The organism is Paenibacillus sinensis, assembly GCF_019904155.1.
GTDB classification, from domain to species: domain Bacteria; phylum Bacillota; class Bacilli; order Paenibacillales; family Paenibacillaceae; genus Paenibacillus_AQ; species Paenibacillus_AQ sinensis.
This window is the reverse complement of the sequence record NZ_JAHCMB010000225.1, coordinates 38,421-51,664: the sequence shown is the minus strand read 5'-3', so window position 1 is coordinate 51,664 and position 13,244 is coordinate 38,421. Positions and strand designations below refer to the sequence as shown.

Annotated in this window: 9 protein-coding genes; 5 read left to right on the top strand and 4 right to left on the bottom strand. The window is 60.5% G+C overall.

Going from position 1 to position 13,244, the window contains the following annotated elements; translation table 11 throughout:
• Positions 1–29: 29 nt before the first annotated feature.
• From KIH86_RS26780 to KIH86_RS26770, 3 genes are read right to left on the bottom strand one after another with little or no spacing between them, the layout of a single operon-like run.
• A complete protein-coding gene (locus tag KIH86_RS26780; protein WP_223084504.1) occupies positions 30–929 on the bottom strand; it encodes a DNA-3-methyladenine glycosylase 2 in 900 nt (299 codons plus the stop codon).
• Positions 910–1,464, bottom strand: coding sequence for a methylated-DNA--[protein]-cysteine S-methyltransferase (locus KIH86_RS26775; protein WP_223084505.1), 555 nt, complete (start codon positions 1,462–1,464; stop codon positions 910–912). Before KIH86_RS26775 ends, KIH86_RS26780 begins: the two co-directional genes overlap by 20 nt.
• Positions 1,430–2,032 carry a bifunctional transcriptional activator/DNA repair enzyme AdaA gene (locus KIH86_RS26770; protein ID WP_223084506.1) on the bottom strand — a complete coding sequence of 201 codons (603 nt, stop codon included), beginning with the start codon at positions 2,030–2,032 and terminating at the stop codon, positions 1,430–1,432. The genes KIH86_RS26775 and KIH86_RS26770 overlap by 35 nt, the downstream gene beginning before the upstream one ends.
• A gap of 492 nt (positions 2,033–2,524) precedes the next feature.
• On the opposite strand from KIH86_RS26770, the gene KIH86_RS26765 reads away from it, so the two are divergent.
• The 5 genes from KIH86_RS26765 to KIH86_RS26745 all read left to right on the top strand — a co-directional run bounded on the left by KIH86_RS26765 (position 2,525) and on the right by KIH86_RS26745 (position 12,685).
• Complete coding sequence (locus tag KIH86_RS26765) at positions 2,525–4,036, top strand: MDR family MFS transporter (protein ID WP_223084507.1); 1,512 nt, start codon at positions 2,525–2,527, stop codon at positions 4,034–4,036.
• A 444-nt stretch (positions 4,037–4,480) separates the two neighbouring features.
• Positions 4,481–5,122 (top strand): C40 family peptidase, encoded by a 642-nt coding sequence (locus tag KIH86_RS26760; protein ID WP_223084508.1) that lies wholly within the window; start codon positions 4,481–4,483, stop codon positions 5,120–5,122.
• Positions 5,079–7,373 (top strand): 7TM diverse intracellular signaling domain-containing protein, encoded by a 2,295-nt coding sequence (locus KIH86_RS26755; protein ID WP_223084509.1) that lies wholly within the window; start codon positions 5,079–5,081, stop codon positions 7,371–7,373. The genes KIH86_RS26760 and KIH86_RS26755 overlap by 44 nt, the downstream gene beginning before the upstream one ends.
• A 96-nt stretch (positions 7,374–7,469) precedes the next feature.
• The gene (locus tag KIH86_RS26750) at positions 7,470–9,383 is read left to right on the top strand and encodes an SWIM zinc finger family protein (protein ID WP_223084510.1); all 1,914 of its coding nucleotides are present in this window, start codon (positions 7,470–7,472) and stop codon (positions 9,381–9,383) included.
• Complete coding sequence (locus tag KIH86_RS26745) at positions 9,380–12,685, top strand: SNF2-related protein (RefSeq protein WP_235775622.1); 3,306 nt, start codon at positions 9,380–9,382, stop codon at positions 12,683–12,685. The genes KIH86_RS26750 and KIH86_RS26745 overlap by 4 nt, the downstream gene beginning before the upstream one ends.
• Before the next feature lie 124 nt (positions 12,686–12,809).
• Here the strand turns inward: KIH86_RS26745 and KIH86_RS26740 are convergent, their stop codons facing one another.
• The gene (locus KIH86_RS26740; protein WP_223084511.1) at positions 12,810–13,109 is read right to left on the bottom strand and encodes a GNAT family N-acetyltransferase; all 300 of its coding nucleotides are present in this window, start codon (positions 13,107–13,109) and stop codon (positions 12,810–12,812) included.
• Positions 13,110–13,244 lie beyond the last annotated feature (135 nt).

Here is a 13,244-nt window from a genome sequence, read left to right as displayed (position 1 = left end):
GTTTTTAAATAAAAAAAAGGCGGTTCGCCTTAATACAGCGCCCGCCACAAATAAAACGTCGCGTAGGCTTCCCAGCCCCGCCATTTCCCGAACATCTCCGTAAGCTCCGCCACTGTCGGCTTCCGGTCCATGCCGAGCAGGGAACGGACCGCGTTATGCAGCCCAACGTCGGTCACCGGAAAAGCGCCGGCATCGTACAGACACCGCATTCCTACATAGTGGGCTGTCCAGGGGCCGATCCCCTGGATGGACGTAAGGCGCGCCAACATTGCCTCCGAATTTGGCAGCGCCAGCAGCTCCGCCCGGCTGAGCTCTCCACCCGCAATCAAGGTGGCGACGGTCCGGATCGTCCGCGCCTTCCCCCGGCTCAGCTGAAGGGTGCAGAGCTCTTCCTCCGAAGCCGCCAATAGCGCTTCCGGCTCCGGGAAGAGATGATAGCGGTGCCCCTCCCACAGCATCGACTCTCCATACTGCTCCGCTAGCCTTGCCTTCAGCCGATAGGCAAAGGCGAGGTTAACCTGCTGGCCGAGGATCGCCCAGCAGAGCGCTTCGAACAGATCGGGAATGCCAACGATCCGTAAGCCCCGGTAGCGCTCTGTCAATGGACCGAGCAGATGATCGCTCCCGGCCAGCTCATAGAATGGCCGGAGATCACGATCCAGGTCGAACCAGTCGGTGATATAGCGAGCCAGAGCCGCCGCAGCGTCCTCTCCCGGCGGCTCCCCGTCCAGCAGCACCACCGACAGCCGTCCCGGCACCGGGGAGACCAGCCGGATCAAGAGCGGCTGCCCGTCCCCGTGAAACAGACGGGTTACCCCCTCTTCGTCCGTCCGGTACAGACATTCCAGCGGAGAGCGGGCCATATAGTCCAGGCAGGCTTCCCAGTTGAACAGCTCCGGCAGCGGAAGCTCAAAAAGCAAATCGCTCATGGCCGGCCTCCGCTACATGATGAATGCCTTCCAGCTGCAGCAGCTCCTGCTTCAGCTGAAGCCCCCCCGCATAGCCCGTCAGCGTGCCGTTCGCCCCGATAACCCGGTGGCAAGGCAGCAGGACAGGCAGCGGATTCTTTCCGTTGGCGGCCCCGACCGCCCGCATCGCTTTTGGCCGGCCGACCGCAGACGCCAGCTCCGCATAGGTTATAACGCGGCCGTAGGGAATGCCGCCCAGCGCCGTCCATACCTCGCGCTGGAATGATGTGCCGCGAAGATCGAGCGGCAGGCTCTTGAAGTCCTCCGGCTTCCCGGCGAAATAATCCTCCAGCCGGGCTACCGCCCCCCATTCCCGGAAGGGGGCCTCCTCGGCAAGGACGAGGCTTCCCGGTGCGAAGCGGTTCAGCCAGGCCTGGGCCGTCTCTTCCGTGTCATGCTGAAAGGACAGGCGGCACAGCCCTTCGCCGCTGCCCCACAGCGTCCATTTCCGGTTCCCCAGCTCAAGGGTATGCCGGTAAATTACATTCGCGTTCATTCGCGATCCCTCCTTGATGTTGTTCCCGGTATGTCGTAGGCGATACACCCTCATGCCGCTGAAACCAGGCGGCGAAATGCGAGGCCCCGCGCAGGCCGACCGCCCGTCCGATCTCGGCCACGGGCCTGCCGCTGCCTTGCAGCAGCTCCCGTGCCCGGGCAAGCCTCACCTGCTCCAGCGCTGAGGCCGGTGTTACGCCGGTCACCGTCTTGTAGACGCGGTGAAGATGGGACGGGCTGATCTTCAGCCGCTTCGCCAGCTCCGGCAGCGTCAGCCGTCTGCCGTACTCGGCGGCTATCACCGCATTCGCCTGCGCCGCAAGCACGGCATCGGGCCGCAGCGCCCCGCCTTCCTCGGGGCGGCACCGCTTGCAGGGGCGGAAGCCCGCCTGAAGCGCCTCCTCCAGCGAGGGATAGAATGTGATGTTGTCCGGCTTCGGCGTTCTCGCCTTGCAGGAAGGCCGACAGACAATGCCGGTCGTCCGGACTCCCGTATAGTAAAGGCCGTCATAGGCAGCGTCGCGATTGACGACCGCCCGGTAGACAAGGTCGAACAATTCCTGTTCCATGCAGCAATCCCTCCACATCGCCCATTATACACGGTTAACGTACCCCGGAGACTGCCCTGGAACAGGATAGCAAGATTTCGACAGCCGGAAGGGTCCTGCGGAGCGTCAGGAAACAGCGCGAATACCGGAGAGTTTAGACGGAAAGGGAAGGCCCCGGACGAAATAACGCTGCTGCGCCGAACAATGCGCTGGGCAAGAAGCAAAGGACAGCGATGCTCGCTCGATTCACTAAGGAGAGTACTAAGCGCCGCTTGGCCCTGGTTCTAAGACCAGGGACCGATCCTAGAATCGGCTCCCGGACGGTTTGGCCGGGGATTGGAGCGGCTTATACTTGAACGGTAGCCAAGGAGCGGAACGATAAAGAGGTCCCGGGCCTCTTCCCAATCAGGTCCGCTTAGGAACGGCCGGTTTAAATTGCGTTTACAGAAATGCTTTTTAATGATTCTGTTCCGGCCCGAATGAGGCCATCCATTTTGATTTGAGGTGATTTCCATGAAATCCGGCGCTTTATCCGCGAGCAACAACAAATTCCTGGTCATGGCCGGCCTTCTGATCGGCCTGATCTTCACGGAGCTCGACGAAACCGTGGTATCGACGGCGATGCCGACCATCATCCGCCAGCTCCACGGTTTGGCCCTGTACGGCTGGGTGGCCGGCATCTATATGCTTGCCCTCACCCTGTTCATGCCGATTCTCGGCAAGCTGGCCGATCTGTACGGCCGCAAGCGCATCTACTTAAGCTGCATGACGCTGTTCATCGGCGGCTCCCTGATCAGCGGGCTTGCCCAATCCATGACGATGCTGCTGGCCGGCCGGGCCATCCAGGGCATCGGCGCGGGCGGCCTTATGCCGCTGGCGCTCGTAATAATCGGCGAGCTCTTCCCCCTGGAGCAGCGCGCCAAAATCCAGAGCCTCTTCGGCCCGCTCATGATTATCCCGCAGCTGCTCGGCCCTACGCTCGGCGGCTACATCGTTGGACACCTCAGCTGGCATTGGGTGTTCCTGATCAATCTGCCGGTAGGCGTTATTGCCGCCACCCTGCTCTCGAAAGGGCTGAAGGAGACCCGAGGCGAAGAGAAGCCCCGGATCGACTGGGCCGGAGCAGGCACGCTGATGTCCGCTCTGCTCACCCTGCTTCTGGCGCCCGTGCTGATCGACAACCAGGGTTACGCCTGGTCATCTCCGGTCATCCTTGCACTGCTGGCGGCATCCCTTCTGCTGTTCACGCTGTTCGTAATCATCGAGCGGCGAACGAGCGAGCCGCTCATCCCGCTGCATCTGTTCCGCAACCGGAACGTCGTCGTGCTCTCCATCCTCGTCTTTACGCTGATGCTGGGCATTATGGGAGGCATCGCCCTGTTCCCGTTCTTTGCCCAGAATGTCATGGGCCTGACGCCGACGGCTTCCGGCTATATGACTCTGGCCTTTATGGCGGGCGCGATCCCGACCAGCATCGCGTTCGGATTTCTGATCACCCGTGTCGCTTACCGGACACTGTTCATCTCCTTCTTCACGCTGCCGATATTGGGCTTCTATATGCTGTCCCATATCGGCGTGCACACCGGAGTCCTGTACATCATCGCCAGCTTCGTCATTCTGGGCATCGGAATGGGGGCGCTATTCGGAGGAGACAACCTCATCGTCCAGGAATCGGTAGACAAAAAGGACAGCGGGATCGCCCTCTCCACCGTCCAGCTGTTCCAGTCGCTCGGCGCGACGATCGGACTCAGCGTGTTCGGCAGCCTGCTGTCCGGACATATCAGCAGCGGCGTCGAGCCGCTCAAAAGCCAGCTGCCGCCAGGTACAGCGGACAATCTGGCTTCTGGCGGCATTCCCGCCGGCATTTCGCCGGGATTGGCGGACGAGGTGAAGAACGTATTCGCCCACGCTTTCCAGAACATATTCTCCATCTCGCTGATCTTCGTCGTTGCAACCTTTATCATCTGCTGGTTCCTCAAGAAGGAAGTGCTGACACCGGAGACGAAGGAAGAAGCCGCGGCCTGACCGCCATTCCCGGACCGTTGATAACCGCCTGGTGCATCCTGCCAGACCATCCGTCCCGCCGACAAGACCGCAACCCGCACCGGGCTGCGGTCTTTGCTTGTCCCGGCAATTGACCGCCCCCTATTCCAGGATAAGTCCCCCATTCTTGCGCAGACTGCTGTGAATCCGTCTCTTCTCTACTCTTGCAGACCCGGCGGCTAATCAATAGCCGGGATTACTTGCAGAGTGCTGCATCGGTTTATCTGGTTCCGAAGCCCTTCCCCGGAACTTCGCCAGCTGTGCTGGGTCTCTTTTTCGCAAAAAATGTGATATAAATCGCAATTCTCTACAATTTTCAACAGGATTTTTTGACATGCCGTCGAATTAACTCCTCATATACGGGATATCGGACCAGATATCTGCTTACATATATGACGGTCGGTTTGACCTATGGGAGGACTGGAAATGCAAAAACGTCCATATTCGGAAATCGAGCCGCAGCTTCGGACAGGGGATTTGATCCTGTTCAGCGGTCAGTATGAAATCAGCAAGCTTGTCGAGAAACTGGAGGGAAGTCTTTGGTCCCATGTCGCTATGGTCGTACGCATTCCGGAGATCGAGACTCCGCTGCTGTGGGAGTCCACTGCGCTGACGAATTTGCCCGACGCCCTGATGCATGATCACCTGACCGGGCCGAAGCTTGTCGATCTGCGGCAAAGACTGGAGACCTACGGCAGCGATGTGGTTCCCTATGTGCCTCCCCGCTATGCGGTGAGACCGCTGGAAGTGGAGCGGACCGAAGAGATGATCTCCAGCCTGCATGAGCTGTTCACGAAGCTTCACGGCATTCCCAATCCGGGACAATGGAAGATGATTCTGGAAGTCATTGAAGGACGGTTCTTTCATATCCGTTCCAAGCTGGACAACTACACATGCAGCGAGCTGATTGCCGAGTCCTTCATCGAGATGGGCCTGCTCGATCCGAAGGCCGTTATCAACGGCTTCATGCCCAGCGATTTCTCCAGCGACGGGCATTTGAAGCTGATCAAGGGACAATTCGGGGATGAAATCGAAATCGATCTCACCGAAAGCCTGTCCCGGAACTGACCGGACGGAGATGAAAGCTCTGCACACATCCGTATCTAAGGCGGCCTGCCTCATCGCCGCCCTGCCGCGCGCGTTAGCGGGCGGCTTGATTGCGGTTCTGCTACTGCTGTCATTCGGTTCCGGGGCGGCTGCGGCTCCCGTCGACCAGCCCGATGATTCCGCCTCCCTTGCCGGAAATACAGACCTGCAGGGCATCCTGCGCATCATGGAGGACAAGGACGGCTCACTGACTCCCGAGCAAGCGGCCGATCCCGCCATGGATGCCCTTTACGAGCCCTACTCTTCCAGCGGGTTCGCCGGCACCTTGAGCAAGTCCGTCTACTGGGTGAAGCTTGATCTTTACAACGATGCGGTCAGAACCAGAGACTTCATGCTGGAGCTCAGCAAGCCTCAGCTCGGAAAGGTTACGCTGTATCAATTCAACGATGAGCGCAAATTAACAAGCGAGACCGTTACGGGCAGAAGACTGCCCTTCCATGACCGCAGCTATATTCACCGCAACTTTATTTTTCATCTTTCTTTCGCGCCGATGTCCGGGGAGAAGCTGTATTTCAAAATCGAGACCGATACCTTTCTCCAGCTTCCCATGAAGCTGTGGGATACACAGAGCTTCCTCGAAAAAGAACAGCACCAGGACCTGCTGTTCGGCGTCTATTACGGCATTATGCTGGTCATGGCCCTCTATAACATTTTCCTGTTTATTTCCATCCGGGAACGGACTTATTTGTATTATGTGCTGTTTATACTGTCTTTTGCCGTCATGCAGGCAGTTTGGGACGGCTTCGCCTATCAGTTCCTCTGGCCGGACTTCCCCGGCTGGGAGGTGAAGGCCAATCCGGTATTTATTACGCTGACCGGCTTGTTCGCCTGCCTCTTCTCCCAGAACTTCCTGGCGGTGCCGAAATACTCGCCGCGCATGGCCCGGATCATGCGGTTCTTTACCGGTCTGCTCATCTTGTCGCTTCCGGCCATATTGCTGCTGTCGCCTGCTGCCGGTACACGTCTCGCGGTCTATCTTTGCTCCATCAGCATCCTGCTCTGTCTCGGGGCGATTCTCGCCGTCCGGTTCCGCATCCGCTCGGTGTTCTTTTACATTTTCGCCTGGATCGTGTTGTTCGCCGGCGCGCTGCTCAATATTTTGGCTGCCTATAAGCTGATTCCCCTGAACTTCTGGTCGCTGTATTCGATCCGGTTCGGCTCGGCCGCCGAGACGGTTCTTCTGTCGCTTGCGCTCGCCGACCGATTCAACGGCATCCGTCATGAGAAGACGCTTGAGGAGAAGCAGGGAGCGCTGCTCAAGCAGCTGCACGAGACGACGAAGAGACTGACGTCCACGCATGATCTGGACGAGCTGCTTCAATTTACGATGACAAGCCTGTCCAAAATTACGGCCTGCGAACACGGCTTTATTTTGCTGGCGAAAGAAGGCGGGTATGAGCTCAGAGCCCAGACGGGAGCCGGCCCCTGGTACGGGCTGAATCCTGCGGAACCGGAGAGCGAGCCTTTTCTCCGCAGGCTGATTTTGGAGAAACAGCTGATCCTGCTCTCGGGACATGAAGGTCCTTCCCTGCCGGACCCGCTGGCCCGCACCTTTCTCGGCATACCCATTCTGTATCATGACCGCATGATTGGCGCCGTTGTGCTGTACAGCTATTTTGCAAGAAGAATTACGGGGAACGAACGAGGCATTCTGCGAGATTTTGCGGGTCAGGTCGGGATATCCATGGAAAATGTCCGGCTGTTCTCCGAAATTAACCGCCTCGCCTCTATCGACGGTCTGACGGGAGTGTACAACCGCTCTCATTTCTTGAAGCTTGCCCGCAGACATCTGGCGCAATGCCGGAATACGGGAGTCCCCCTGTCGCTGATCATGGTCGATATCGACCATTTCAAGAGCATCAACGACAGATACGGCCATCTCATGGGAGACAAGGTCATTCAGGAGACGGTGAAGCGGCTCGCCGAACTGGCCCAGCCACGCGGCATTATCGGCCGGTATGGCGGAGAAGAGTTCGTCCTTGTGCTTCCGGGCGTTACCGCGCCGCAGGCGATCCATCTGGCCGAAATTATGCGCAAGAGCATTGCGGCCTCACCGGTCTCCATACAGGGCGAGTCTGTCAGTTACACGATCAGTCTGGGTCTCTCATCGCTCGGTCCGGATACGTCCGAGATCACCGCGCTGGTGGATCAGGCGGACCGGGCGCTGTACCTCGCGAAGGAGAGCGGCCGAAACAGCGTCAAAACCTTATAGGACGCTCCCGATAAGCCGCTCCCGGCAGAGGGGAAAACATGTTCGGGAAAATGGTATAATAGGAAGATCTCAAAATGAACGAGGAGAACACCTTCCATGCAATCGACACCCGTACTTGACGATGCCGGATGGAACCGGCTGATTCAGGACGCAGCCTATTATTTCGACGACCTGACCCTGAAGCGGGGGTTTCAATATTACAAGCAGGGACGAGTATCTTCCCTGCAGTCGCCTTCCGCCGGTCTGCTTACGGCTTTCGTGGACGGCAGCGAACGGTACAGCATCGAAATGGTGCTCGGCGCCTTCTCTATCAGCAGCTGCAGCTGTCCGGTCCTGGGACCTTGCAAGCATATGGCGGCCGTGCTGATGGATTACGCCGGATTGCAGGGCCGGCCTGTGCCGCTGCTGGCAAATGCCCAGTCATCTGCCCGGACGCGGATGGCGGGGAATGGCCGAGGCGAGGCGGCAGGCTCTGCGGATTCCGGACCGGCAACCCGCAGGGAGCTGTTTCCGCCCGGCGCAGGCCGTATTGGCGTGGACGAAGCCAGAGGATCGTCCGGGCGGCGGATACCTGCTGACAGCCATGTGGCGCCGGAGGGCTTATCCGGGAGGAGCGTGAACCCGGCTCTTCATACACCCGCGCCTGCGGAAGGCGATTCCTACGCAGAGCGGACGCCGGGGCCGGGCGGCGCTTCCGGTATGTCCGGTGCTTCCGGTGTGCCCGGCGCTACCAGTCTATCCGGTACTTCCGGTTCGGGCCGCATCCATGTTCGGGGAGCCGCCATCTCCCTTGCGGAGCGGGGACGCCTTATTCCATCCATGAATATCGCCCAGTGGCATGAACTGTTCGGGCAGTGCCTGTCCAGGCTTGCGGGCGAAACCCGAAATCCTCGCTATGTCGAAGAGGCGCTTGCCGCAATCTTACGCATCAAGCCGGTCCTTGACCCCGAGCCGGAGAAGCTCTTCGCCCTGCATGCGCGCCTGCATGTGCTGGGGACGCTGACCGTCCGCTCCGGAGGCAGTCCCGGCTCCTTCATGCCTTCGCTGGGCTACTATACCCATCTTGCGGTCACAGAGCTGCAGGATGGTATCGAAGGGATTCTGCAGGAGGAACTTCACTTCGTCCAAGAGCCGGCGCTTCACAACCGGATTCTGGATACGCTCGGGCTTCTTCGCCATGAAATGCTGTCCGCAGGCAGGGAGCAGGCGTTCTATTCCCGGCTGTACGTCTTGTTGTGGCGGAGGTGGATTCTGCCGTCCATGGAGAGCGTCCCCCTCATCCCGGATGAGCTGCGCCGTCTGGAACGGGAACAAGAACGGCTCGCGGGGGCTTACGCCACGGCGGCGCTGACCGCACGCGCCTGGCTGCACCATCAACTGGAGCAAGACGGTGAAGCGCTGGATTTGCTTAAGGAAGCGGCTGACCGCCCGGGCTTTCACCCCCAGGCGCTGGGCTCCTTCTGGGAGTCCATGACGGAAGCCGGGGAGTGGGAGCGTCTGGTGCGGTGGCTTAAGGAAACCGGCCCCCTGCTGACCGGTTATCACCCGAAAATCCTGGAGGATTATGCCCGTTTCTGGGAAGAAGCCGCCACTCGGCTGCCCGAGGCGGAGCCCTTCATGTGGAAGTCGCTGACCGCCATGCTTCCCCTCAGCGGGGACATTTACGAGAGGCTGCTGCTAAGCCGCGGACGCTTGCGGCAGTGGATGGATTATCAGCTCAGCTCCGGCAAGGACCCGCTGGACTTCCGGGTGCGCGATCTCCAGCCCCTGGAGAAGGAGGCGCCCGAGCTGCTGCTGCCCTTCTATCATCAGGGCGTGGAACGGTACGTCGCGGAGAAGAACCGGGCCGGATACAAGACAGCGGTGAAGCTGCTGAAGAGGCTGCAGAAGCTGTATAAAAAACGCAGGGACGAGGAGCGCTTCGACGCCTTCCTCGGCGCCTTCTCGCAGCGCCACAGCAGGCTGCGCGCGCTGCAGGAGGAACTGCGGAAAGGAAAGCTGATTCCATGAACGGACAACTTCTTCACCTAACAGTCCGCGCCGGACTCAGCGAACACGGAGACGCCCTGCTGTACGGTCTGGCGGATAACGGCTCCGCGCTGCCGGGCATGCGGCTGAAGCATCTGCTCTTCGCCTGGCATGCAGATTCCTGCTTCGGCACGGAGCTTGCGGTACACAAAGCAGGGGAAATCGAGCTCGTGGTTCTGCCCGCCGAGATGGTTCTCCCCTTCTTCGCTTCTCCCGCCCTGCTGAACCATGTTGGCTGGAGCTGGGAGGAAGAGACGGCGGCGCTTGCGGCATTGGCCCCGCCGCTGCTCCACTGCCTGGAGAACAGGCAGTACGTGCCCAGTCTGGCCGCCTACCGGCAGGGCCAGCTCCAATGGACCTGGGAGGACCGGGTCCTCAAGGAAATCGCTGAGGAGGCGGCGAAGAGCGCGAGGAATGCGGATCGCACCGCTCTTCATGCGGCTTCCGGTGATGCAGACCGGTCCAGGGACGGCCAGTCCGGGCTTATCGAGTCCGGGCCTAGCCAGTCTGGGCTTGGCCCGGACTCCCGACGGGAGCCGGACGGCGCAAGTGCCGGAGACGGCAGCGGCGCCGATTGGGCACATACGCCGGATGGGCCGGCACCGCTGCAAACTGTGGCTGAGCCTACCGGTACCGCTGCGGGTAATTTGGCGGCGGCGCTGAAGCGGCTCCGCGAGGACGCAGATTTCGCTGCGGGAGTCCGGGCGGCGTTCTCCGCAGCCGTGAACCGGCTGCGGTATGGCACGGAAGCGCTCGCCGCCGATCTCCGGCGGGAATACCCGATGCTGTTCGAGCGCGCTCCCCGCGCCGTCCTTGGGCTCGACGCGGACAGCTGGCTTGTCTCCATCGGCTGGAAGGCCGATGTGCTGCCGTTCCGGCCTGCGCTCCAGCTGCTGGAGCCCTTCAAGGCCGGGCCCTGGCGGATTCGGCTCGTCCTTCAGGACAAAGCCGATCCCGCTTCGCTCGTTCACGTCCGGCTGGCTTCGGACGGAACGGCCCGCGGCGACTGGCCTCCGGCCTGGTCGCCGCATGTGGAGAGCCGCTCGGCCGGCTGGCTGGAGCGGCTGCGGGCTTGCCTGCCGCCGGTGCGCTTCGCGGACGGCGGCGATGTATTGGTCCGCCCGCTGGACGGGGCGGGCGCCTGGAGCTTCCTGACGGCGGAGAGCCGCCGTCTGCTGGAGGCAGGCTGGCTCGTGCTTCTGCCAGCCTGGTGGGAGGCCGCGAGCCGCCGGAAGCCCCGGCTGCGGGCCAAGCTCCGCCCCGAGAGCGAGAGCCGGGGCGGACGCTCGCATATGGGAATGGACGCCATCATCGAATTCGATTGGCGCGTCTCGATCGGCGACGTCGACCTCTCGGAAGAGGAATTCGCCGCGCTCGTCGCCCGGGGCGAGCGTCTCGTACGCTTCCAGGACCGCTGGATTCCGCTCGATCCCGCTCTGCTGGCCCAGATCCGCAGAGCGATGGACGGCATGGACAAGTCGGAAGGCATGACGTTCCAGGATGTTCTGCAGCTTCATCTGCTGAATGAAGAGGATGCAGATGAGGACGCCGCCGAAGGAGAGCCAGGCGAGACAACCGATGAGACGGACAACCGGCTTCAGTTGGAAGTCGAGCTGAACGAGCAGTTCGTGAAGCTGATGGGCCAGCTCAGCGGCCATGAGAGCCGTCCGCAGCCGGAGCCGCCTGCGGCTCTTCAGGCCCAGCTTCGGTCGTATCAGCTTGAAGGCTACGGCTGGCTCGTCTTCCTGCGCCGCCACGGCCTCGGCGCCTGCCTGGCCGATGATATGGGCCTCGGCAAAACCGTGCAGCTCATCTCCTATCTGCTTCACGTCAAGGAAGAGCGTGGCGGAAGGCCGAATGCCCCCCGACCTTCGCTTATCATCTGCCCGACCTCGGTTCTGGGCAACTGGCAGAAGGAGCTGGACCGCTTCGCCCCCTCCCTGCGGGTCATGCTGCATTACGGGGGGAACCGGCTCAGCGGGGAGGCTTTCTTCGCCGCGGCTGCGGAGCATGACGTCGTGCTCACCTCCTACGCCACCGCGTCGCTGGATCAGGAACTGCTGGCCGGACTTACCTGGTCGGCCCTATGTCTCGACGAAGCCCAGAATATCAAGAACGCGCAGACCAAGCAGTCGATGGCGGTCCGCAGCTTTCTGGCTCTGCATCGGGTCGCCCTGACGGGCACGCCAATCGAGAACCGGCTGGCCGAGCTCTGGTCCATCTATGATTTCATCATGCCGGGCTTTCTCGGCTCGCTGCATGCCTTCCAGGTACGCTTCATCCAGCCCATCGAGAAGGACGACGATGCCGGACGAACGGCCGAGCTCCGGCGGCTTGTTCAGCCCTTCATGCTGCGCCGCAAAAAGAAAGACCCCGCCATCCAGCTCGATCTGCCGGACAAGAACGAGATGAAGAGCTATATTCATCTGACCGGTGAGCAGGCGGCGCTGTACGATCAGACCGTGAACGAGCTGATGAGCAAGATGAACCAGCTGGAAGGGATGGCCCGCAAGGGGGCCATCCTCTCCGCGCTGACCCGGCTGAAGCAGCTATGCGACCACCCTGTGCTCATTACGAGAGAGAGTGATCTTGCTGATGACTCGGCAGAGGAAAGCGGAAGAGAATCCGGCGGCAGCGTGCAGCTGGGTACGCAGCTCAATGCACAGCTCATCGAGCGTTCCGCCAAGCTTGAGCGTCTGGTCGCCATGGTCAAAGAGCTGCGGGAGGAAGGCGAACGCTGTCTAATCTTCACCCAATATATCGGAATGGGAGAGATGCTGCGGCGCGTGCTTCAGGACGAGCTTGGCGAGCCGGTGCTGTACCTGAACGGCAGCACCTCCAAAAACGCACGGGACCGCATGATCGATGCCTTCCAGGCGGGGCGGGAGTTCCCCCTGCCGCTCGGTTCATTAGATAGTGCAGACTCCGGTTCCGGCCCGACGGACAGGTCTTCCGGCGTATTTATCCTGTCACTGAAGGCAGGCGGCGTCGGCCTGAACCTGACGGCCGCCAATCATGTCTTCCACTTTGACCGCTGGTGGAACCCTGCCGTGGAGAATCAGGCGACCGACCGCGCCTACCGCATGGGCCAGACCCGGGATGTGCAGGTTCACAAGTTCATTGCCCTCGGCACGCTGGAGGAGCGGATCGACGACATGCTGGAGAGCAAGCAGCAGCTCAGCGACAGCATTATGGCAAGCTCCTCCGAGAACTGGATTACGGAGCTGTCCACGGAAGCGCTGAAAGAGCTGTTCTCGCTGCGGCGCGGACTGTCGGGAAGCTGAATGTATTCGGAACCACAGAAGCCATGCTCCTTTATCGACGGAGCATGGCTTTTTCCAATTGTACCAACGGCTTTCGTCAGCTTAAGAGCAGGGGCTAATTCTGTAATCTGATCCGGTCAATCCGTTAGTGTTTCCATACATCTTCATATTCGGGATTCCGTCTGAACTGAACGCCGACGTAAGAGCACTGGGGGATGATTTTGGCTCCTTCCGCCCGCGCCTCATCCGCCAGACGCTTCAGCAGACGCTGGGCTATATTTCCTCCCCGGTAGTTCGGCGCCACATAGGTATGGTCCGCCACCCAGGTATGCTCGTCTTTGGGAATGTACGTGATTTCGCCGATAGGTCCTTCTTCCGTGCGGATGACAAAGGCATTCCGCTCCTTGTAAATGATGCCGATCTCTTCGGTTTCCCTGTTGTCCATGTATCTCCCTCCTTCCGGAACCGTTCAGGTCCGTATTCTTACTTTACCCATCTGGCACGCTTTTTTTCATGTTTTTTCGGTAAAGTCGGGTGTTCCGGGCTTTATCACAGCTTTTACGAAAACCGGCATCTCCGG